Source organism: Winogradskya humida (assembly GCF_016862215.1).
Lineage (GTDB): Bacteria > Actinomycetota > Actinomycetes > Mycobacteriales > Micromonosporaceae > Actinoplanes > Actinoplanes humidus.
The window spans coordinates 11,964-33,187 of sequence record NZ_BOMN01000070.1 but is presented as its reverse complement, the minus strand read 5'-3'; the positions used below and the strand labels follow the sequence as shown (position 1 = coordinate 33,187).

General features: G+C 70.7%; 23 protein-coding genes. 12 read left to right on the top strand and 11 right to left on the bottom strand.

Going from position 1 to position 21,224, the window contains the following annotated elements:
• Positions 1-116 precede the first annotated feature (116 nt).
• Together Ahu01nite_RS26665 and Ahu01nite_RS26660 are read right to left on the bottom strand one after the other, a co-directional pair.
• A complete protein-coding gene (locus tag Ahu01nite_RS26665; RefSeq protein WP_203839373.1) occupies positions 117-1,064 on the bottom strand; it encodes an intradiol ring-cleavage dioxygenase in 948 nt (315 codons plus the stop codon).
• A 12-nt stretch (positions 1,065-1,076) separates the two neighbouring features.
• Positions 1,077-1,910 (bottom strand): DUF1028 domain-containing protein, encoded by an 834-nt coding sequence (locus Ahu01nite_RS26660; RefSeq protein WP_203839372.1) that lies wholly within the window; start codon positions 1,908-1,910, stop codon positions 1,077-1,079.
• Between the two features lie 48 nt (positions 1,911-1,958).
• Here Ahu01nite_RS26660 and Ahu01nite_RS26655 point away from each other — a divergent pair, with 48 nt between their 5' ends.
• The 3 genes from Ahu01nite_RS26655 to Ahu01nite_RS26645 all read left to right on the top strand — a co-directional run bounded on the left by Ahu01nite_RS26655 (position 1,959) and on the right by Ahu01nite_RS26645 (position 5,949).
• Complete coding sequence (locus Ahu01nite_RS26655; RefSeq protein WP_203839371.1) at positions 1,959-3,167, top strand: Rieske 2Fe-2S domain-containing protein; 1,209 nt, start codon at positions 1,959-1,961, stop codon at positions 3,165-3,167.
• Complete coding sequence (gene codA, locus Ahu01nite_RS26650) at positions 3,164-4,411, top strand: cytosine deaminase (protein WP_203839370.1); 1,248 nt, start codon at positions 3,164-3,166, stop codon at positions 4,409-4,411. Before Ahu01nite_RS26655 ends, codA begins: the two co-directional genes overlap by 4 nt.
• A 452-nt stretch (positions 4,412-4,863) precedes the next feature.
• Entirely contained in the window at positions 4,864-5,949 is a 1,086-nt protein-coding gene (locus tag Ahu01nite_RS26645; protein WP_239159158.1) for a serine hydrolase domain-containing protein, read from the top strand.
• A gap of 394 nt (positions 5,950-6,343) precedes the next feature.
• Here the strand turns inward: Ahu01nite_RS26645 and Ahu01nite_RS26640 are convergent, their stop codons facing one another.
• On the bottom strand, positions 6,344-7,339 hold the full coding sequence (locus Ahu01nite_RS26640; protein ID WP_203839368.1) for a cytochrome P450 family protein: 996 nt from the start codon (positions 7,337-7,339) through the stop codon (positions 6,344-6,346).
• A gap of 131 nt (positions 7,340-7,470) precedes the next feature.
• On the opposite strand from Ahu01nite_RS26640, the gene Ahu01nite_RS26635 reads away from it, so the two are divergent.
• Positions 7,471-8,898, top strand: a complete 1,428-nt coding sequence (locus Ahu01nite_RS26635; RefSeq protein WP_203839367.1) for a purine-cytosine permease family protein — start codon at positions 7,471-7,473, stop codon at positions 8,896-8,898.
• 404 nt (positions 8,899-9,302) lie between these two features.
• Positions 9,303-9,521 carry a hypothetical protein gene (locus tag Ahu01nite_RS26630; protein WP_203839366.1) on the top strand — a complete coding sequence of 73 codons (219 nt, stop codon included), beginning with the start codon at positions 9,303-9,305 and terminating at the stop codon, positions 9,519-9,521.
• Between the two features lie 8 nt (positions 9,522-9,529).
• Here the strand turns inward: Ahu01nite_RS26630 and Ahu01nite_RS26625 are convergent, their stop codons facing one another.
• Together Ahu01nite_RS26625 and Ahu01nite_RS26620 are read right to left on the bottom strand one after the other, a co-directional pair.
• Complete coding sequence (locus Ahu01nite_RS26625; protein WP_203839365.1) at positions 9,530-9,850, bottom strand: cupin domain-containing protein; 321 nt, start codon at positions 9,848-9,850, stop codon at positions 9,530-9,532.
• A 322-nt stretch (positions 9,851-10,172) separates the two neighbouring features.
• Positions 10,173-11,489, bottom strand: a complete 1,317-nt coding sequence (locus tag Ahu01nite_RS26620; RefSeq protein ID WP_203839364.1) for an MFS transporter — start codon at positions 11,487-11,489, stop codon at positions 10,173-10,175.
• Between the two features lie 202 nt (positions 11,490-11,691).
• Between Ahu01nite_RS26620 and Ahu01nite_RS26615 the strand changes: the two genes are divergently transcribed.
• A complete protein-coding gene (locus tag Ahu01nite_RS26615; RefSeq protein WP_203839363.1) occupies positions 11,692-12,567 on the top strand; it encodes an oxidoreductase in 876 nt (291 codons plus the stop codon).
• A 3-nt stretch (positions 12,568-12,570) separates the two neighbouring features.
• Here Ahu01nite_RS26615 and Ahu01nite_RS26610 read toward each other — a convergent pair whose 3' ends face one another.
• Positions 12,571-13,191 (bottom strand): FMN-binding negative transcriptional regulator, encoded by a 621-nt coding sequence (locus Ahu01nite_RS26610; RefSeq protein ID WP_203839362.1) that lies wholly within the window; start codon positions 13,189-13,191, stop codon positions 12,571-12,573.
• On the opposite strand from Ahu01nite_RS26610, the gene Ahu01nite_RS26605 reads away from it, so the two are divergent.
• Positions 13,184-13,375 (top strand): hypothetical protein, encoded by a 192-nt coding sequence (locus Ahu01nite_RS26605; RefSeq protein WP_203839361.1) that lies wholly within the window; start codon positions 13,184-13,186, stop codon positions 13,373-13,375. The genes Ahu01nite_RS26610 and Ahu01nite_RS26605 overlap by 8 nt on opposite strands.
• Positions 13,376-13,387: 12 nt before the next feature.
• A complete protein-coding gene (locus Ahu01nite_RS51870) occupies positions 13,388-13,792 on the top strand; it encodes a phosphotransferase (protein WP_203839394.1) in 405 nt (134 codons plus the stop codon).
• Here Ahu01nite_RS51870 and Ahu01nite_RS26595 read toward each other — a convergent pair.
• Positions 13,756-14,520 (bottom strand): class I SAM-dependent methyltransferase, encoded by a 765-nt coding sequence (locus Ahu01nite_RS26595; RefSeq protein ID WP_203839360.1) that lies wholly within the window; start codon positions 14,518-14,520, stop codon positions 13,756-13,758. The two genes, Ahu01nite_RS51870 and Ahu01nite_RS26595, sit on opposite strands and share 37 nt — an antisense overlap.
• A gap of 70 nt (positions 14,521-14,590) precedes the next feature.
• Here Ahu01nite_RS26595 and Ahu01nite_RS26590 point away from each other — a divergent pair, with 70 nt between their 5' ends.
• Complete coding sequence (locus Ahu01nite_RS26590; RefSeq protein ID WP_239159156.1) at positions 14,591-15,202, top strand: TetR family transcriptional regulator; 612 nt, start codon at positions 14,591-14,593, stop codon at positions 15,200-15,202.
• Between the two features lie 101 nt (positions 15,203-15,303).
• Here Ahu01nite_RS26590 and Ahu01nite_RS26585 read toward each other — a convergent pair whose 3' ends face one another.
• Complete coding sequence (locus Ahu01nite_RS26585) at positions 15,304-16,197, bottom strand: acetyltransferase (protein WP_203839358.1); 894 nt, start codon at positions 16,195-16,197, stop codon at positions 15,304-15,306.
• A 180-nt stretch (positions 16,198-16,377) separates the two neighbouring features.
• On the opposite strand from Ahu01nite_RS26585, the gene Ahu01nite_RS26580 reads away from it, so the two are divergent.
• Positions 16,378-16,758, top strand: a complete 381-nt coding sequence (locus Ahu01nite_RS26580) for a VOC family protein (protein ID WP_239159155.1) — start codon at positions 16,378-16,380, stop codon at positions 16,756-16,758.
• Positions 16,759-16,765: 7 nt separating this feature from the next.
• Complete coding sequence (locus Ahu01nite_RS26575) at positions 16,766-17,407, top strand: hypothetical protein (RefSeq protein WP_203839357.1); 642 nt, start codon at positions 16,766-16,768, stop codon at positions 17,405-17,407.
• Here Ahu01nite_RS26575 and Ahu01nite_RS26570 read toward each other — a convergent pair.
• Complete coding sequence (locus tag Ahu01nite_RS26570; RefSeq protein ID WP_203839356.1) at positions 17,393-17,911, bottom strand: MarR family winged helix-turn-helix transcriptional regulator; 519 nt, start codon at positions 17,909-17,911, stop codon at positions 17,393-17,395. The genes Ahu01nite_RS26575 and Ahu01nite_RS26570 overlap by 15 nt on opposite strands.
• A gap of 76 nt (positions 17,912-17,987) precedes the next feature.
• On the opposite strand from Ahu01nite_RS26570, the gene Ahu01nite_RS26565 reads away from it, so the two are divergent.
• Positions 17,988-18,335 (top strand): nuclear transport factor 2 family protein, encoded by a 348-nt coding sequence (locus Ahu01nite_RS26565; protein ID WP_203839355.1) that lies wholly within the window; start codon positions 17,988-17,990, stop codon positions 18,333-18,335.
• On the opposite strand, the gene Ahu01nite_RS26560 is transcribed toward Ahu01nite_RS26565, so the two are convergent.
• Positions 18,332-20,086, bottom strand: a complete 1,755-nt coding sequence (locus tag Ahu01nite_RS26560; protein WP_203839354.1) for a substrate-binding and vWA domain-containing protein — start codon at positions 20,084-20,086, stop codon at positions 18,332-18,334. The genes Ahu01nite_RS26565 and Ahu01nite_RS26560 overlap by 4 nt on opposite strands.
• Positions 20,076-21,140 carry a serine/threonine-protein kinase gene (locus Ahu01nite_RS26555; protein WP_203839353.1) on the bottom strand — a complete coding sequence of 355 codons (1,065 nt, stop codon included), beginning with the start codon at positions 21,138-21,140 and terminating at the stop codon, positions 20,076-20,078. The genes Ahu01nite_RS26560 and Ahu01nite_RS26555 overlap by 11 nt, the downstream gene beginning before the upstream one ends.
• Positions 21,141-21,224: the final 84 nt, after the last annotated feature.

Below are 21,224 nucleotides of genomic sequence, written 5' to 3'. Positions count from 1 at the left end.
GGGTCGCGGCAGATGCTTGGTGGCAGGTGGTCGCGTGGTGGACTCGGTGCGGGGGGCTGGCGTACTTGAAGGGGTGGCCGTGACACCCGCGGCCGGGAGCCACGGCACATGGTCTCTCAGATGGTGGCGGGGGTGGCTTCGGGGTCGACGGCGACCGTGACCGAGGCGATGAGGCCTTTGCTGAAGTCTTTGTGCTGCTGGAGGACTTTCAGGAGGCCGGCTGATCCGCCCGCGTTGAAGTGTATGTCGATGTCGTTGGTGGTGCGTTCGGTGGTGTTCGTGCGGTAGGGCTTGAGCGTGGCCACGCGGCTGGTGAGTCGTTCGGGGAAGAAGAACTGGCCGGTGTGGGAGACGTGGCCGCTCTTGGCGGTGCCGCCGGTGAGGTAGCTGCCTACGTGGACCTTGGCGTGGAGGTGGACCGTGCGGCCCTGGTACCAGCCGGGGAAGATCGTTGTGAATTCCGCGCGGCCGGTGTGGTCGGTCATCTGGACGCCGCGGAGGAATGTTTCGCTGGTGGTCGGGGTGGCGTGACCGCCGGCCCCGCCTTCCGGTCCGCCAGAAGGGCCGCCAGGAGGGCCGCCAGATGGGCCGCCAGGAGGGCCGCCGGGAAAACCGGACGGCGGCATCCCAGGGCCGGGGCCGCCAGGACCGCCGGGACCGCCGCCGGGACCACCGCTCGGGTCGGGGGAGCCGCCTCCGGGGCCGCCGGGAAGAGTCGTCGCGTCGTAGCCGGAGTAGACGCCGAGTGCGCTGCAGTGCCAGATGTCCAGGACGGCGCCCTGGATGACCTTGCAGGTGGCGTAGTCGATCACCTTGACCCGCAAGGTCAGCGGCAGGCCGGGGCGGCCCTCGGTGATGTTCTTCCGGACGATCTCGAGCGGGAGGTAGTACGGACCCTCGGTGACCTCCGGGGTCAGCGTGCACGCCCCTGCGCGGGCCGTCTCCAGGAAAGCGTCGCCGGAGGAGGTGCCGAACGCGGTGGAGACGATCGAGGTGATGCCGACGACGCCGAGGCTGACCGCGCCCGCGGCCGTCAGCGCTGTCCGTCTTGTAACATTTGTCATTAAACGGATATATCAGGATCCCCCGCGCAGATGGGCGAGAACCAGCGGATCGATGTGTCCGGGGACGATGCGCTCCTCGAGGTTCTCGATGCCGGCCCACGTCGTCAGGGCCTCGTCGAGGTCGGTGGCGTGGTGGCCGGCGGCGACGAGGCGGCCGCGGACCTCGGCGCCCAGGGAGCCCTCCAGGACCAGGAGGGATGCGGGGTCGGGGCGTTCGAAGTACATGGTGTGCATGTCGAGGAGACGGGCGAGTTCGGTGACCGGTTGGGGGTGGTCGTCGACGCGGAGGTCGACCACGACGTCGCTGGTGCCGCCGTAGCCCATGCCCTTGGCGACGACGAGGACCGCCGCGCTCTGCCGGCCGCGTCGGTCGCCGCCGGCCTCGTCACCGGCTTTCAGGGCTGCCAGCAGGCGATATGCGAGGCGCCGGCGGCCGGATTCCGCGAGCCAGGTGTCGCGCATCGCGGAGACGACCTGCGGGCCGGTCAGCATGTTGCCCTGGATCGCGTAGCCGTCACCGGCTGCGCCGCCCGCCCAGTCGTGGCAGTTGTCGCCGGTGTAGGTGGCGCCCGGGCCGTCGGGGCCGACCACGCCGACCTGGCGCTGGTCCACCGGGCCGTCGTCGCCCGCGATCAGTGCCGCGACCGCGTGGGTGGCCGACATTCCCGTGCTGAGCAGGGACAACGCCTGGGGGCGGTAGGCGAGGTTCGCGTACGACTGGGTCGCCACCGCGCCCACGTCGGCGAGGGCGGCCGGCACCGCCGCGCCGGCCCCGAGGAATTTGCTGGCGAGAGCCACGCCCAGCGCGCTTCCGTCGGCGGAGCGCGCCACGATCGAGAACGTCATGGGGGCACGTTAGCGGAGTCGTAACACGCCGGGATGACACTGCTACCCATGCAGTGGATACCTGTCGCCCGCGATGCCGAGGTCGGGCCGCGCCCGGTCGCCGTGGACGCGGGCGGGACGCCGCTGGTGGTGCTCCGCCCGGTCGCGGACGGGCCGCCCGTGGTCTTCGCCGACCGCTGCCCGCACCGGCTCGTGCCGTTGTCCGCCGCTAGCGGCGTGGACGGGCGGCTGCGGTGCGCGTACCACGGCTGGGAGTTCGACGGGTCCGGTGCCTGCGTGGCGCTGCCGTCGCAGGACGGCCACGTGCCGCCCCGGGCGGATCTACCCCTCGGCCCACGGGTACGCGTCAGCGACGGCACCATCTACATCTCCGCCGACGACCTCGCGGCCACGGCGGCCGACCCGGCCGACCTGCTCACCAACGAGCACCCGGGGCTGCGGCGCGCGTGGCACCCGGTCGCCCTCGGCTCGGAGCTGCCGTGCCGGGTGACGCTGCTCGGTGACGGGTACGACGTGCACACCGGTGACGACGGCATCCTGCACGTCACCCCGGAGCCGTTCGCCGTGACCGAGCGGTGGGGGCTGATCTGGGTCGCCCCGGAGGAGCCGCTGACCGAGCTGTTCCCCGACGCGGACGGCGACGACGCGGCGTACGTGGGGGCCTGGCTGCCACCGGTCCGCACGCCCGCGTCCGCCGGGGTGGTCGCCGACAACTTCCTCGACGTCGCCCACTTCCCGTTCGTGCACGCCAAGACGTTCGGCGCGGCCGAGGAGAAACTGGTGCCGCGCTACGACGTCAGCGTCGAGCCCGACGGCTGCCGCAGCATCCAGGACCAGTGGTTCGACAACCCCGAGGACCCGGGCGTCGCCGCCGGCCTGCGACCGCTGAAGCAACGCAGGCGCGCCACGTACGTCTACCGGGCCCCGTTCCAGCTGCTGCTCCGGCTCGAGGAGCTGGATGCCGGTGCCGTGAAGACGATCCTGTTCTTCGCTCAGCCCGAGACGCTGACCAGCACCCGGATCTACACGAAGATGCTGTTGCACGGCATCGGCGGGGTTCCGGATCCGTCGGCCGAGGTGGTGCGGCGGGAGGTTGCCTTCGAAGAGGCTGTGCTCGCCGAGGATCTTGCGTTGCAGCAAGCCATGCGACTCCCTGGTCTGCCCCTCCGGTTGCGTGATGAGCTGCATGTCCGCGCAGATCTGCTGGGTGTGACGCTGCGGCGGGCGCTTGCGGCTTTTGTTGGGTTCACGCCATGATCGACTTGCTGTTGCGGAATTCGTCGCGCGGGGATCTGGCCGTGACGGCGGGACGATTTGTCCAATATTCCGGACAAATACCCCGCGAGGAGATCGATCTGGGCGGCCGCCTGGTCACCCCGCCCCTGGTAGAGCCGCACATCCACCTCGACGCCGTACTCACCGTAGGCCAGCCCCGCCCCAACATCTCCGGCTCCCTCTTCGAAGGCATCGCGATCTGGGCCGACCGCGTCCGCGACCTGACCGTCGAAGACGTGAAGAACCGGGTACGCCAGGTGCTGCGCTGGCAACTCGCCCACGGCGTGCAGTACGTCCGCTCCCATGTGGACGTCTGCGACCCGGACCTGCTCGCCCTGCGCGCCCTGGTCGAACTGCGCGAGGAAGCCCGCGGCCTGATCGACCTGCAGCTCGTGGCGTTCCCGCAGCAGGGCATCCTCAGCTTCGACAACGGCCCCGACCTGATGCGCAAGGCCGTGGAACTCGGCGCGGACGTGATCGGCGCGATCCCGCACTACGAGCTGACCCGCGAGGACTGCGTCGAGTCCGTGAAGTTCGCCATGGCCCTGGCCCAGGAACACGGCCTGCGCGTCGACATCCACTGCGACGAGACCGACGACGAGCACTCCCGCTTCGTCGAGACGATGGCCGCCGAGACGATCCGCCGCGGCATGAGCGGCCTGGTCACCGCCAGCCACACGACGGCGATGCACTCGTACAACGCGGCCTACGCGTCCCGCCTGATCACCAACATCGCCCGCGCCGGTCTGCACATGGTGACAAACCCCTTGGACAACGCCGTCCTGCAGGGCAGATTTGACCAGGGCCCCATCCGCCGCGGCCACACCCGCGTCAAACAGCTCCTCGAAGCCGGCGTCAACGTCGCCATCGGCCACGACTCGGTGATGGACCCGTGGTACCCGCTAGGCACAGCAGATCCCCTGCAAGCAGCGTTCGTGCTGGCCCACCTCGGCCACATGAGCGGCGACACCGAACTCCGCACCCTCATGGACATGATCACGGTCGCCCCCGCCGCCGCCCTCGGCGTGGCCGACTACGGACTTCGCGACAACGGCCCCGCCGACCTGGTGGTCTTCGACGCGACGTCCGAGGCCGAGGCGCTGCGCCTGCAGCGACCCCGGTTCCTGGTGCTGCGGGCGGGCCGGGTGGTTGCCGGCTCCCGCCCCGCCCGCAGCTTCATCCGCTGGCACGGCGAGGAACAAGAGATCAACTTCCAACCTCTATAAGTACGCCACCCTCCCGCACCGAGTCCACCACGCGACAATCTGCAACAAGTGGATCTGCCGCGACCGCCGGGCTGACCTGCCGTCCCGGCCTTCCCCCGACGGGCACACCTGGGTAATAACCCCCACGCCGGCACTCGGGTTTTCCGGCTGCCCCCGCGTCCTGGCTCTCCGTACGGTCAAAGCACATCAGCTTTCCCGGCAGGAGCCCCGACGTGAACACACATCCCGCAGTGCCCGGCCCCACGAGATTCCGCAGAATCGCAGCAGCCGCAATGACCGGCGCCCTACTGGCCCTGACAGTCGGCAGTGGACCCGCCCGCGCCGCACCACTACCCCCGCCTCTCCATTCCCCGGACGCGGCGGCACTATTACCCCCGCGTCTCCATTTCCCGGACGCGGCGGCACCATTACACCCGCGTCTCCATTCCCCGGACGCGGCAGCGCCGCCGGGCGTGGATCGCCGGTTCCCGAGCACAGCCGCACTCCTGCAGCGCGGCCTCGACGATCTGCGCGACCTCGGTGTGTCCGGGACGCAGGGCCTGGTCCGCGACGGCGACCGGGTGACGGTGGCCCGCAGCGGCGTGGCCGACCTGCGCACCGGCGCCCCGATCCCGATCGGCGGCTATTTCCGAATGGGCAGCACCACAAAGACGTTCGTCTCGGTAGTGCTGCTCCAGCTGGCGGCCGAGGGCCGGATCGACCTGGAGGACCCGATCGAGCGCCACCTCCCCGGCTTGGTCACCGGCACCGGCAATGACGGCCGCCGCATCACCGTGCGCCAGATCCTGCAGCACACCAGCGGCCTCTACGACGCCACCGGCGACCTCCCCGGCCTGCAGTCACCCGAAGCGTTCCAGGCGCACCGCTTCGACCACCACACCGAGGCGCAACTGGTGGCGACAGCGCTGCAGCACCCGCCCCTGTTCGCCCCCGGCTCGCACTGGAGCTACTCGAACACCAACTACCTCGTGGCCGGCATGCTCATCGAACACCTCACCGGCAACCCCTGGTCCACCGAGATGCGCTCCCGGATCCTGACACCCCTCCACCTGACCCACACGTCCTACCCCGGCGACCGCCCGACGCTGCCCCGCCCGCACGCCGAGGCCTACCAGCAGTTCGCGCCGGACGGCCCCCTGGTCGACACGACGATCATCAACCCGACCGTGGCAGCCTCAGCCGGCGGCCTGATCACCACCACCGCCGACCTGGCCCGCTTCTGGCAAGCCCTGACCCGCGGCCGCCTCCTGCCACCGGCACAGATGGCAGACCTGCACCACACCGTGCTCGCCGAGTCGATCCAGGACCTCCGCCCCGGCATCGCCTATGGCCTCGGCATCATGTGGATCCCCACCCGCTGCGGCGGCTACTGGGCCCACTTCGGCGACATGCCCGGCGTAACCACCCTCAACGCCGTCACCCCCGACGGCCACCACTCAGCAGTCCTCTCCATAACCACCCAACTAGCCAACCCCACCCGCGCCCCAGCCCTCATGCAGCGCGAGTTGACCCTGCTGGACGACCTGATCTGCGCATAATCACCACCGAAGAAAGCGCTCGCCACCCCACCAGACCCCAACGACACACCCACGAGCCCCCACCCCGCAGCCCGCCGCAAACTCAACCCGTCCGCGGCCCCGCGGCAAGCTCCGCCCGTCCGCGGCCCCGCGGCAAGCTCCGCCCGCCCGCCCGCCCGCCCGCCCGTCCGTCCGTCCGTCCGTCCGCGGCAAGCTCTGCCTGTCCGCGTCCCCGCGGCAAGCTCTGTCCGTCCGTCCGTCTGTCCGTCTGTCCGTCTGTCCGTCCGCCCGCGGCAAGCTCTGCCTGTCCGTGGCCCCGCGGCAAGCTCCGCCTGTCCGTGGCCCCGCGGTCGCCGCAAGTCTTGTCCCGTCCACCGGGCCAGGTGCTGCAGCCCATAACGGCTCAACGCCTTACCTATGTATTGATCGCGGCGCTGAGCGCGGGACCGAGCGACGCCACCCTCGCCGTCAATCCTTGCAACAAAGCGGTGAGCTGCAGGTACGCGACCTGGCGCTGGGCCCACGTCCGAATCCCGGAGCCGGACCCGAGCCCTGCGACAGAACCGAGCCTCGCCGTCGGCACCCGATCCGCGGTCTGCACCGCGGCGACCAGGTAATCGCCGGGGGAGACGCACTGGCCCTGCAGGATCGTGGCGGCCGGTGCCCGCCGGACGATGCCGATCCCGACGCCGAGGTGGCGCATCAGGGCCTCAGCCGCGGCGGGAGCCAGGGCGGGATCGTCGCGGAGGCGTTCCCAGTGGTGCGGGGTCTGCTGGAGGGTGTGGATCGCGTCGGTGAGGAGGGCCGCGCCGGCTTCGATGTGGGTGGTGAGCAGGGCGATGTTGGCCGCTACGAGGTTGTTTCCCGGTGGGCCGGGCAGCAGGAGGCGACTCAGGACGTCGTCGCCGGTGGGGGTCGCCCGCGCCCGGACCATGTCGGTGAGACGGTCCTGCAGCGTGCCGCCGCCGAGCAGTTCGGCGGTCACTTCCGCGGTTATCCGGCGCGAGAGGGACTGGTGCAGACCGGCAGGGAGGGGAGCGGTGATCGCATGGGCGGTGATGCGCCGGATCGCCTGGTCGAGGTCGGCCAGGCGGTAAGGCCGGGCCGTCCGGACGAAGCTGCCACGGGGCCGGCTGCTGCCCGTTGCACGGACGCCCAAGACCGGGCCTGAGCCGTGGGCGTCGGAGAGCAGGCCTGAGCCGTGGGCGTCGGAGAGCGGGCCTGGGGCATGGGTTCTGAAGAGCGGGCCGGCGGGGAAGCGGCTGATCATCTCGCCGGCGGCTTCGGGGGTGGTGGCCAGCCAGGCGGTTGTGCCGGGTGGGCACGGTATCCGGGTCAGCGGGCCCGGCAGGTACAGGCTCGTGTACGCGGGTGGCGGGTCGGAGGGGAAGTCCCAGTCACCTTCAGTCACCGGGTAGACACTGCACGTGGATGCCTGAACCGTCAATGGCCATCGAGTGCGCAACAGCCGCGCAACATTGCCGGAACGGGCTGGGCGTTAACTGCGACCTGTGTGGTCAATACACAGGTAGGGAGCCAGTTATGACAGCGGTGGAAACGCCCGCGGAGGTCTCGGCGGAGGTCCGTGAGGGCCGGTACGGCGCCAAGGTGACCGCCGTGGAGCCGGGTGGCGCCGGTTTCATCCCCCTCGACGAGCGGCACGGCCGGCCGCTCAGCCTGTTCTGGACGTGGATGTCGCCGAACCTCGAGTTCGCGACCGTCTACGTCGGCGTCATTGCGATCCTGTTCTTCCATCAGACCTTCGGCCAGGCGGTGGCGGCCATCGTGCTCGGCACGGCGCTGGGCTCGGCGACGCACGGCGTACTGTCGGCTCGCGGACCGGCCATGGGCGTACCGCAGATGGTCCTGTCCCGGATCGGCTTCGGATATCGCGGCAACATCCTCCCGGCGGGCCTCAACGCGGTGGTCGCGGGCGTCGGCTGGTTCGCGGTGAACAGCGTCAGCGGCGCCCTCGCGCTGGCGACCCTGACCGGCCTGCCGAACGCGTTGTGCCTGGTCGTCGTCGTGATCCTGCAGGTGTCGATCGCGTTCTTCGGCCACAACCTGGTGCAGGCGTTCGAGCGTTACGCGTTCCCCCTGCTCGCGATCATCTTCCTGATCACGAGCATCATCACCCTCACCAAGGCGACACCGTCGTCCGACGTGGTGGTCGGCACCGGCAGCATCGGCGGTTTCCTGCTGACCGTCGGCGCGACCTTCGGCTACGCCGCGGGCTGGAACCCCTACGCCACGGACTACACCCGCTACCTCCCGGCCACCGTCAGCAAACGACTCACCGGCGTCTGGGCGGGCCTCGGCGTCTTCGTCTCCTGCACCTTCCTGGAAATCGTCGGCGCGGCCTCGGCAACCATCGCGGCCCCGGGAATCACCAACCCGACCGAAGCATTCACCAGCCACCTGCCGTCCCTGGTCGCAGACCTGACGCTCCTGGCAATCTGCCTCGGCGCCATCAGCGCGAACGCCATCAACATCTACTCCGGCTCGATGTCATTCCTGGCCCTGGGAATCAACCTCCCCCTGGGCCTGCGCCGCGCCATCGTCGCCGGCGTCTTCGGCGTTCTCGGCTTCCTGCTGGCCCTGTCCGGCCTGGACGACGCAGGCCACAAATACGAATCGTTCCTGCTGGTCATCTCGTACTGGATCGGCCCCTGGCTGGCCGTCTACCTCACCGACTGGTTCCTGCGGCGCGGCAGACAGGTCGACGGCTACCTCTACGACAAATCCCACAACCCGTGGGGAGGCGCGGTCGCCATGGCCGCCGGCATCGTCGTCTCGGTCTGGCTCTTCTCCAACCAGGAACAATATGTAGGCATCGTCCCGGACCACGTGGCAGCCTTCGGTGACATCACCTTCGAGGTCGGATTCGTGGTGTCAGCGTTGCTCTACGCGGCCTTTTTCAGCTTCCAGAAAGACCGCAACAAAGAACAGAAAGCCCTCCTCCAGTCCTGAGTTGTCGCAGTCCCTGCCGCGTGGCTGAATGTTGCGCTGGACACCGGGATGCGTGAACTTTCTGCGGTGTTGCTCCTCAAATCCGGCCAATCACGTCTGACAGAAGAACACATGTTTCCTGGCCAGACGTGATTGGCGCACGCTTGCCAGCTGACGCCGCAGAAGGTTGCGGCATAGCGGGTTTCGGCGCAACTTCGTGTCCCGTGGCCACATCCTGCTGCCCTCACCACCTACTGCAAACGGATCAAAGACTCAGGACACGAGCCAGGTACGTGCACCCGGCAGCCCGCCATGCCCCGGCGCGGCGGGCCGCTGGGGCCGGGTTCCGTGCGGGCCGGACTCGTGGGGATTGGCCGTAAGGTATCGGCTCAAGGTCATCGATGCCCCGGTGAAGGAGCCGAACCATGTCGCCGAGCCCCACAAGCATCTCCACGAGCGCCACCGTGCCCGAAGCCCTCGCCATCCTCGCGCTCGGCGCCGCAGGAGTCGTGGCCGACGGATTCGGCACCGGCCTGCTCTGCGCCCTCGCCGCCGCCATCATGTTCGGAGTCTGGCGCGCGGTCGCGATCCTCGCCGTACTGGCGACGCAAACCGACCCCCCGCCCACCACCGACGAGCCGTAGCGCGCACATCACGCCATCTCGATCGCCACAGCCGTGATGTCCTCAACCGCCCTGGTGACGTGCTCCTCCCCGGCCCGCCACACCACCGCCTGCCCGGCCCGCACCGCTTCCGCCTCGCCGTCGCCGCCCCGCACGAACCCATGACCTTCAACAACCACCAACAGCTGATCCACCGGCGCCGGATGTCGCCCGATCTCCCCACCGGCCGCCACCCGCAGCACGGTGACCGCCACCGTCTCCCCGCGAAACAACGCCTGAGCGCTCACCCCGGCACTGCCGAAGGCCTCCACCGCCCGCCCCGCCCCAGCATCGAACGACACAATCTCCACACCGGAAAGTATCTCCACCCCCTACCCGCCTCTGCGAACGCCGCCATCCCGCCGTCCCGGCCAAATCTGCCGACCGCCAAATCTGCCGGCCGCGGGGCCTGCCGGACCTGTCGGACCTGCCGGATCTGCCGACCGCCGGGCCTGCCGGATCTGCCGGGCCATCAGGCCGACCGGATTGGACCGGGCTGGACCGGGCTGGACCGGCCTGGATCGGCTGGATCGGCTGGATCGGCTGGATCGGCTGGATCGGCTGAACCCGGCCCGACCTGGCTGACCAGTTGGGCGATTGGGCCGACCCCAATCGATCGGCTGGACCGGTCCGTCAATGCGGGCGGTGCTGGGCGGCGTTCAGGGCCGGGTATCCGATCAGCAAGGTCAGCGGCACGCCCGTGGTCAGGGTGGCGAGGGCGAGAAAGCCGGCGGGCCAGCCGTGGTGCTGGATGAGATGGCCGACCAGCGGTGCGGCGGTGGCGATCCCGATCGCGCTCGCCGAGTTGATCCACACCATGGCCTGGGTGAAGACCTCGCCCTCGATCACACGCTGCAGCACGACCGACGCGGGGATCAGCACCAGGGCCACGCATCCCCCGACGAACGCGTACCCGAGAACCATGACCGGCACGCTCGGCGTCGCCGCGAGCAGCGCACACCCGAGGGCGATCGCGGTACTCGCCGCGATCATCACCCGGGTCGGCTGCCCCTTCGCGCGGGCCCCGTACGCCAATCCGGCCCCCAGGCTGACAACCCCGCCGGCCGCGGTGATCACCCCTCCCCAGGCCCCCGCCCCCTGCGCGAGGGCGAACGCGGTGATCGCGACCCCGATCCCGCCGAAGAAGAACCCCATCGCCAGGTTCGCCGCGAACAGCACGAGAAAGGGCCGGTTCACGAGCCGGTGATCCACGACCGTGCCGCCCGCCGATCGGCCCGGCGCCGGCGTCGTCGCCCCGGCGCTCAGCAGGCCTGCCATGCCACCCGCCACCAGCACCACGACAAGAACAAGCCCGGACCACGGCGCGACAGTCGCGCTCAGAGCGGTCACCACCAGCGGCCCGACCAGAAAAGTCACATCGTTCAGTACGCCCTCGAGCGCCATCGCCGCGGGAAGCTGCCCCGCCGACCCCAAGCCTCCACCCTCGCCAACGTCCCCGCGCCTGCCCGCCGCGTCGCGCCCGGTAAACACGTCACGCCCGGTCAGTGTCTCGCCCCCGGTCAGCGTCTCGCGCCAGCGGGCGGCGGAGAGTGCGCCGACCGGGGGAGCGGTGGCCCCGGCGACGGCGGCCAACCCGGCCATAACCCAAGCGGGCGCGGGCGAACAGCAGGCCAGCACCAGTCCGATCCCGGCCGCGACGAAGACGGAAGCGGTGACCGGCACGATCCGCCGCTGTCCCCAGCGGTCGATCAGGCGGGCGATCTGCGGCCCGGCGGCCGCGTCGGCGACGGCGAAGGCGCCCGTTGCCGCTCCGGCCCGGCCGAACGAGCCGGTGGCTCCGTGGACCGCCCACAGCACCGCCAGCCCGCTGATCGCGACACCGAGCCGTGCGACCGCCGCCGGGACGAAGAATCTCGCGGCGCCCGGGACGCTGAGCACCAGCACATACCGGCGGACGGCAGCGGAAAAGAAAGAACGACCTGTGCTCAACGCGGACTCCAGCGGCTCATCACCGCGAGCTGCCAGACAGGTCGGACTGGAAGATCAACTCGCCTTACGCGCGATCACCGCGCGACGGTCACCGTACCCCGTGGTGGCTGGTCCTGACACTCCCATGAACGGCGGGGTACTGCCTGATTCGTCCTGATCGCCGGACAGTGGGGTTACCACCGATGCGAACGAGGAGCCCCACATGGCAGCGAACAACCTGGGCGGGACGTACACGATGACCGGCGGGATCACGGTCGCGCGGATGGGGTACGGCGCCATGCAGCTGGCCGGGCCGCGGGTGTGGGGGCCGCCGAAGGACCGGGCCGAGGCGGTCGCGGTGCTGCGGACCGCCGTGGAGCTCGGTGTGGATCACATCGACACCGCGGACTTCTACGGCCCGCACGTCACCAACCAGATCATCAAAGAGGCCTTGGCACCGTACGCCGATGAGCTGACCGTCGTCACCAAGGTCGGCTCCGTCCGCGACGAGAACGGCGGCTGGCCGCACGCACGGTCCCCGGAGCAGCTGCGGTCCCAGGTGCACGAGAACCTGACGAACCTCGGCGTGGAGGCGCTCGACGTGGTGAACCTGCGCGTGGGCGGCGGCGCCGACGGGCATTCCGTGGTCGCCGGTTCGCTCGCGGAGCCGTTCGGGGCGCTGGCCGAGATGCGCAAGGAAGGCCTGATCAAGCATCTGGGTGTGAGTGTCGTCGACGCCGCCCAGGTCGCGGAGGCCCAGTCGATCGCCCCGGTCGTCACCGTCCAGAACTGGTACAACGTCGCCCACCGCGGTGACGAGCAGCTGATCGAGTCCCTCGCCGCGCAGGGCATCTCCTACGTGCCGTTCTGGCCACTGGGCGGCTTCAACCCGCTGCAGTCCGGCATCCTCGACACGGTCGCCAAGCGCCTCGGAACCAGCCCGAAGGCGGTCGCGCTCGCCTGGCTGCTCCACCAGGCCCCGAACGTCCTGCTCATCCCGGGTACGTCGTCCGTCGCCCACCTGCGCGAGAACATCGCCGCCGCCACCCTCGAACTCCCCGCCGACGCCCTCGCCGACCTCGACCGCATCACAGCCTGACCGTCAGGGGCGGGCGGCCCGGGCGGCGTCGGCTGCAGCGGTGGCGCCCGCCGCGGTCTGGCCCGCGATCACGCCGTCGATGTCGGCAGCCGGCCGGTTCTGGCTCAGCTTGAACTTGGCCTCGACCCGGGTGATCCGCAGCTCGACACCGACGATCGCCCGGAGCTGCCCGGCCACATACCGCTCCGGGGCATCGTCCACCGACCACGGATGCTCGCGACCGGCCTCGTGCCGATCGGTCAGCCGGCGCACCAACCCCACGAGCCACTGCGGGTCGTCGTGCACCACCAGCTCGCCGTAGAGGTGGGCGGTCACGTAGTTCCAGGTCGGGACGACGCGGCCGTGTTCCGCCTTGGAGGCATACCAGGACGGCGAAACGTACGCGTCCGGCCCGTGCACGATCGCCATCGCCTCGCCGAGCACCGGCGTACACCACTGATCGTTGTTGCGGGCCACATGCGCCAGCACGGAGCCGTGCGGCCCGGACCCGGCGTCGTAAAGTATCGGCAGGTACGTGGCGATGAGCCCGTTCGCCGTGGCGGTGACCAGGTCGGCCGTGTCCGCCCGGGTCAGCAGATCCTGGACAGCCGAAGCGTCGGGCGCGAAGTGAGCGGGTATGTACACGCGCAGCAGCCTAGTTCCGGCCGGGATGAGGCCGGACGGGTTCCCGCGGCGTTCGCCGTGGGACGCGCAACCGCCCCGCTGGCCCGCGTCGACGGAGATCGAGCATTGCGCGTACGCCGCCGGTGTGCGCATGCCCGACCGGCTGGCACCCGAAGTCGTGGCTCTCACCCAGGACGGCAAGTAGCAGTACTGGCAGCTGCATCGCTGGTGCGACGGTCGCCATCCCACCGGGCCCGGCGAGGCGGCCCTGGAATACCTCAGCCGCCCCGGCCCTCCGCTGACTCCGGTGGCCTCCCATCGTGACATCAAGCCCGACAACGTCCTGCTCACCGCGGCCGGCCCGGTCCTGCTCGACTGGGACAGCGCCGGGCATCGTCGACGCTCAACTGCAGACCGCCGAAAGGCTGCTCTGGCGCGCCCTCGGCCACCGGGACGACGACCCCGCGGCGCAGACGCAGGCCGCGACGGAATGCCTGGCCCAGCTCCGCGGCGCCGCCGGATCGCTGCGGCGCATCCCCGAATGGGCCACCTGGCTCGCCGGGTTGCCGGGCTGACGGCGGTGGCTCAGGCCAGGGTGCTGGTGATCACGAGGGCCGTGTAGGTGACCGTGAAGGCGCCGCCGGCCTTGTCGATCGCCGCGCCGAGGCCGTCCAGCAGGTCCTTGAGGGTGGCCGCGGGGAGGAGGGTCGCGGTGCCCTGGGTGGGGATCAGGTCGAGGTATTCGTCGCGGGTGTAGGTGCGTTCCCAGGTGAAGCGCCAGCGGTCCGGTTCGGTGAACGCGGTGGTGAGGCCGGTTGCTGCTTTGTCGAGCATGAGGGCGTACCCGTCGGCGGCTGACATTCCCGCCGGGATCGTGGGCAGGCCGGGCACGACGCGGGTGTAGACCTCGGCGAATGCGCCGGCCAGGTCGGGTGCGGGGTCGGCGGCGTTCCAGAAGGCCGCGAAACGGCCGCCGGGGCGCAATGCCCGGGCTGCCTTCGCCGCGCCCGCGACGGGGTCGATCCAGTGCCAGGACTGGGCGGCGGTCACCAGGTCGAACGTGCGGCCGGCCGGGTCCCAGTCCTCGAACCGGGCGACCTCCACGTCGAGGCCGAAGCCGCGGGCCAGCGCCGCCATCCGCGGGTCGGGATCCACGCCGAGCACCGTGCAGCCCGCCGCCTGGAACTGCCGGGCGGCGATGCCGGTGCCGCACCCGACATCCAGCATGGTCCGCCCGGGGGCGGCCGCGGCGATCCGGCTGATCATGGCGTCGGGGTAGCGGGGGCGGGTGCGGTCGTAGCGCTCGGCGTCCGTACCGAAGGATTCCGCTGTTTCCCGGTAAGTGGGCATGTGCCCACACTAATGGGCAAGTGCCCACTCAGGCAAGCGATAGGCTCGTGGGGTGCCGACCGGAGTAGCCATGCGTGACGTACGCACGCAGCTCTTCGACGCCGCCGAACGCGTGCTCGTCCGTGCCGGGGTGGGCGCCCTCACCAGCCGGGCCGTCACCGCCGAGGCGGGCTGCGCCAAGGGCGTGCTGCACAAGCACTTCGCCGACTTCGACGAGTTCCTGGTCGAGCTCGTGCTGGACCGCACCACCCGCGTCCAGGCACGCGACGTGACCCTGCGCGCGGCCGCCGGGACGGGCACGGTCGCCGGCAACCTCGCCGACGTGCTGACCGAGCTGTTCACCTCGGTGGCGGTGGCCCTCGTCGCGTTGATCATCGCCCGGGACGAGCTGCGGGCCCGGCTGTGGCGGGCCGCGCGGCAGCCCCGGGCCGGGGTCCCGCCGGTGAGCTACCCGAAGGGCATCACGCTGCTGGCCGAGGCGACCGCGATGCTGGCCGGCTATCTCGGCGCCGAGCGCGACCTCGGCAGGATCGCACCCGGCGCCGACGTCGAGATGGTCGCGCTCACCCTGATCGGCAGCGGCCATCTCCTCTTCGCCGGCCGCGACGGGACCCCGCCCGACGCGGACGAGGTCCTGAAGATGGTCAACTCCGCAATCGCCGCAGCTCGCCCGGCCGGCTAGCCGAAGCGGGCGGCCCGCCCCGGCGGCCCGCCCCGGCGGCCCGCCCCGGCGGCCGAGAGAGGCGGCCGAGGCAGGCGGTCCGGAGTGGGCGGCCAGTCGGGTCAGCCGGCTGAGGCCGGGGTGAAGGCGATCCGGGCGCGCAGCCGCCGGAAGCCGGTGCGTTCGAGCTCCGCGGTCGCGGCCACCCGGTGGCTGTCCACATCGGCGACGACCTCGCGGGCCCCACCCGGGATCAGCGCGTGGACCGAGTCGATCAGCGTGTCCCCGAGCGCACCCTCGTCGAACAGCCCGAGATAGGTGATCTGCGGAAAGCATGCGTCGCCGCTGGTGCCGGCCAGCCCGGCCGGTTCGCCATGACGCAGAACGATCCGCCAGCCCGAAGGTCCGTTGCCCATCCAGGGCAGCGGATCGGTGGCCAGCGGGATCCCGGCGACCGCGAGCGCCGTCTCCGAGCCGGTCAGCAGCGTCGGCTCCGCGACCTTGCCGACCAGGTCGTTGATCTCGTCGGCGCCGGCGGCCGGGCGGAACGTGTAGCGCCCCGAGGGCTCCGGCAGGGGAGTGCCCGCCCAGGTGCAGCGATGCCGTTCGCCACCCTCGACAAGCCCGGCCAGCCGGGCCGCCTCCATCGGTGGCTCGACCACGGCGCGGGCCTCCGGGACCCGTCGCCAGTACGGGGGCAGCGCCGCGTAGTAAATCTTCGGCCCGCCGAGCGCCTCGTGAGCGGCGTGCAACAGATCGGCGCCCAGCGCAGGCTCGGCGGCGAGGTCGAAGCGTTCCAGCCAGGGCTCGCCGACGGCGCCCGGAGGCTGAACCCAGGCGGCGCGGGCCAGCACGACACCGTCACGGATGGCGACCCAGGTGTGCGACGGGCGGAAGCCGCCCATTTCGAGGCCGGCCGCGTACGACATCTTGCGGATCTGGGGAAGTGGGGCGGGCATGGATTCGAACAGGTTTTCCTCGCCCGTGACAAGCGGGCGGATGACCACAGAAGTCATGGTTCCTCCGGGAAAGCGCGTGCGCCGTGAAGGATCAGGCCCGCGAGGACGCCGGAACGCGGGCGGGGCGCAGAACATCGGACATTGTTCTGACCTCCTCCCAGCTCGACGGCGTACCGAAGAAGTTATCACGGCGTGTTCTCCTGGACAGCCCCGCCGAGCCCCACCATGCTGCCGTTTATGCGATCCCGAAAGCCCGGCATGTGGTGGGGCGCCGCCGTCGAAGCCCCGGACCCGCCCGCACTGGCCCGCTTCTACTCGGACCTGCTCGAATGGCCGCTCGTCCACGAGGAACCGGGAACGGCGGTCGTCGGCACGCCCGGCGGCAGCTTCCTGGTCTTCCAGCAGGCTGACGGCTACCAGCCCCCGGTCTGGCCACCGGAGCCCGGAGCGCAACGCCCGATGACCCATCTGGACTTCCAGGTCGGCGATCTGGCCGACGCGGTCGCCGAGGCGGTGGCGCTGGGTGCGGTCGTCGCCCCGGACCAGCCGCAGGAGAACGTCCGCGTACTCTTCGACCCGGCAGGTCACCCTTTCTGCCTCTGCCTGGAGACCGACTGAGGTACGCATGAAGCGCACAGCCGCCGCCGTTCTGCTGACTCTGCTGGCGGGCTGCGATGCCGCGACGCCACCGGCCACAGTCGAGTCTCCGCCGGTCGTGACGACGCCGGCCCTGGACCGCGCGGGGCTGAAGAGGTCGGTGAAGGACGCGCTGATCCCCGCCGGCGGTCTCGCGTCGCTGGGCATCAAGAAGCCCGACGGGGAGGACGACGACGCGCAGTACGTCGTCTCGGACGTCTGTCGTAGCGAAATCATGAACCCGGAGGACTTCCGGAGTGTGCATTACGACGATTCCCGGACCTGGAAGGGCAACGGGTGGTGGGTCAACGAGGTGGTGCACGTCTGGAACGGCAGCGCGCCGACACCGGTTGAGGCGGTGCGAAAGGCGTACGAAACCTGCAAGTCCTGGACGGATGACCTCGACACGAAATCCACGGTGAAGGGGACGGTCGCGCTCGCGGGCGGTGCGTTCGGATATTGCCGGGAGATTGACAAGAGGGATGCGGATCCCTTCATCAACTGCCATTCCTTCGTCACTCACGGCGCCATGATGATGGTCGTCAGCACCGCCCATGGCACGACCCTGAAAAGCAATCAGGCGGCCCTCGTCACGGTCACCGCGATTGCGGTGGCATCACTTGGTGGCTGACGGCCGCTCGGAGTGCTGCACGATCTGTTCCATGAGCTCGGTCAGGGCGGCGACGTCGATCGCGCTCCCTGACACGTGGGACATGACGCGGTCGCGGGCGCTTCGCAGGTGTTCCGGCCAGGCTTCTTGCAGACGCTGAAGACCGTCGGGGGTCAGGGTGACCAGGAAGCCGCGGCCGTCCTGCTCGGCGGGGGAGCGGCGTACGTATCCCGCGGCCTCCAGCGAGTCGACGACCCGGGTCATCCGGCTCGCGGACAGGGCGGTCAGCCCGGCGAGCTCGTTCATCCGCAGGGTCCGCTCCGGGGCCTCGGAGAGATTGAACAGCACCCCGTAGCGCGAGCTGTTCAGGCCGGTCCGGTCCTGCAGGTCCTGGTCAAGGGCCCGGGGCAGCACGAAGAGCAGTCGCATGACGGCGCGCCAGAGCCGCTCTTCTCCGGCCGAAAGCGGAGCGGAAGGCGTAGCGGACGGCGTAGCGGACGGCGGTGGAGCCGGAGGGACACCCATGCCGGCATCCTCGCACAGTCCTTGCCAGAGCAAGTACCATCTGCTTGCCAGCGCAACTACTTCGAAGGATGCCCCGATGGACCTCACCGAACTCGCCCGCCGCAACCTGCTCGACGTCTTCGGCGAGCGTGACCCCGAAGCGCGGGCCGCCGCGATCAACGAGGTGTTCGCGGAGAACGTGACCTTCACCGACCCCGAGGAGGCCGTCGTCGGCCGGGCGGCGCTCAACGAGAAGGCGCAGCGGCTGCTCGACAGCGCCCCCGGGTTCGTGTTCAGCGCCGCCGGCGAAGTGCGCGTCGCCGGCAACCTCGCGTTGCTCGCCTGGAACTTCGGCCCCGAGGGTCAGCCGCCGGTCGCGAGCGGCACGGATGTGTCCATCGTGGAGGACGGACGGATCACCGCGCTGTACACAATTCTTGGTTAGGAAGGCGTCGACAGGGTGGTGAAGATGTCGGCGAAGGCGGTGCGGATCTTCTCGGGGTGCCGGGTGGCGTCGAGGGAGACTCCGCCCGTACCGTTGGCGATCGTCTTGAGGGCGGCCTGGTCGGCCTCGCCGAAAGCGATGCCGAAGACCTGGACCCGCTGGTCCGGATCGGCCTTGCGCAGGGTGTCACCCAGGTACGCGCCCCTGCCCCGGTCCGAGCGCGACATGCGGCACTGCCCGGTGTCGTAGTCGTCACGCCCGTCGGTCAGCACCACCACCGCGTTGACCGTCAGGTTGGCGGGGTCCTCCGGTGGCAGCCGGTCGAGCACGGCCCGTTGCGCGTCCCGGATCGTCACGCACAACGCCGTGTCGTTGTACGGATATCTCGCGGGGTTCAGCGCGTCCGACCCGATCACCGCGTCCAGGTCGGTGGTCGGGCCCAGCGGCGCCGGCATGCGCAGCTGCGGGTGCAGGCCGGCCGGGTCGGACGCGAACGACCAGAGCCCCACCTGGTCGTCCGGGTTCAGCAGGCGCAGGTTGTCGCGCAGGGCCTGCTTCGCGGCGTCCATCCGGGTGCCGCCGCCCGGGATCCCGCTGGCCGCCGCCATCGACCCGGACTTGTCGACCACGAGCAGGATGTTCGCCCGTTTGCTCAGTGTCTTCCACTGCGCGAGGACGGCGTCCATCACCGCCGCGGACGGCAACGGCATGGTGCTCGACCGCTGGTCGGCGGCGAAACCGAGCGAGTCCGCGACCGGGGCCGGCGCCTGGTCGACCGTGTCGCGGAAACCCGCGGCGGCGAAGGCGGCGTGCTGCTCCCGCAGGTACGCGAGGAAGTCTGCGGCGGCGTCCCGCACCGGCCCGCTCGTCCCGGGCATGGTCACGAACGGATGATCCATCACCAGCGTGCCGTCGCTCGGGTGGATCGCGACGAACCGCCGCCCGGGCGCCGTGACGCTCGTGTTGTGCAGGTAGGCCACCTGCTCCTGCAGCACGACGGCGCTGATGTCGGCGGGCGAGCCCTGGAGCTGCCCGATGTAGTCCACGATGTCCGGCGGGTGGGCGACGACGTTGGCCTCGACCCTGCGTACCGCGTGCTGGACTTCGGGCGAGCGCGTGTCCGCCTCGGTGAAACCACCGGTGGTCTTGCCCGCTGCGGCGTAGAACGTGGCGACGGTCGCGGCGAGTCCGGAGGTGGACTGCGTCGGGTCGTCCTTCGCGTACGTGAACCGGCCCCACTCGTCGTGGCCCCGCCGGGACCAGGCGTCCTTGTCCAGGCTCAGCACGTCACTCCAGGTGAGCGGGCGTCCGGGCCAGCCGAGCGCCGTGGCCATCTCCCGGCGCATGACGATCACCAGCGGGCTGTGGGCCACCGACTGCGGAGCGGCCGGCAGCCCGGCGTACGCGGGAATGGCCCGTAGCTTGGTCACCCACATCGACGAGCTGGGCAGCCAGACGTCGGGCCGGCGCGGATGCCCGGCCGCGGCCTCGCCGGTCCAGCCCTGCGCGAGAGCCGTCGCCGCCTGTCCGGAGTTGACGCCGTCGACCGTGACCGACACACAACCCCCGGACCGGGAAACCTTCTCGAAGCGGGCGGCGAGCTGCGTGATCAGGCCGGCCTTCTCGGTCGAGGACGTGACCGCCACGGGTACGCAGTGAGCACGCCCCCACCGCAGATACGTGGTACCACCGCCGATCACCAGGACACCGGTGAGCAGCGCGCTCAGATACGACTTCCAGTTACGGGACACGGGCGGACTCTCTGCCGGCGAACATCGTCCGGACGAGATAGGTGGCGGCGAGCGCGGCGCCACCGAGGATCGCCGCGGGCGGGACCTCGTGCGTGACCTGGTAGCCGGCGAGAGCGCCGGCCGCGCCCATGACAACGGCGAGCACGATGCCCGCCACATCGCGGTGGGGTCGCGGGTGCTCGCGGGGGACGACCTGCGTGACCAGCTGTACGGACTCGGCCAGCCGGGCGTCCTGCACCGGCCCGCGGCCCTCGACCAGTCGCAGCAACGCCTCGCGGGCCTGCGGGCGGGCCCCCGGATCTTTGCGCAGGCAGTCGCGGAGCAGCTCGTCCATCGCGGAACCGAGCCCCGGCAACCGCGGCGGCTCGTTCAGCACCCTGTTCATGATCGCGGGCATGGAGCCGGTGCCGAACGGGGGCTCCCCGCTCGCGGCGAACGCGACCGTCGCGGCCCACGCGAAGACGTCGGCGGGCGGGCCCACACCGGCATTGGCGTACCGCTCCGGCGACATGTACGACGGCGACCCCACCACCGTCGAATGCCCCGCGTCCCCGGCCGCCCGCGCGATCCCGAAATCGATCACCCGCGCGCCGTCCGGGCCGCAGACCACGTTGCCCGGCTTGAAATCGCAGTGCACCACCCCGGCCTGGTGGATCGCGGCCAGCGCGGTGATCGTACTGATGGCCATCCGCTCCAACCGGCTCCCGTGCAGCGGCCCGTGCAGCGTGACCTCGTCACCGAGATTGCGCCCCTCGATGAACTCACTCGCCACGTAGGGCGGATCGCCGTCCACGTCGACATCGAGAATCTGCGCCGTGCAGAACGACGCCACCTGCCGCGCCGCCGCGATCTCCCGCAGAAACCGTTCCCGCGCACGCGCGTCCAGCCGCACGTCGACATTGAGAACCTTCACGGCAGCGAACCCGCCGTCCTCGTCCTCACCCAGATAGACGGTGCCCTGCCCACCCCGGCCCAGCCGCCCGACCAGCCGGTACCGCCCGGCCCGCCGCGGATCGTAGTTCGTCAGCCGTCCGATCGGCGCGTTCGTCGACATCCGCCCCCCGCCGGCCGGTCCCCCTCAACGCTCTATCCAACCCGTCCCGCCCGACCCGGGGAACTCCCCGCCCGGGTGACACCC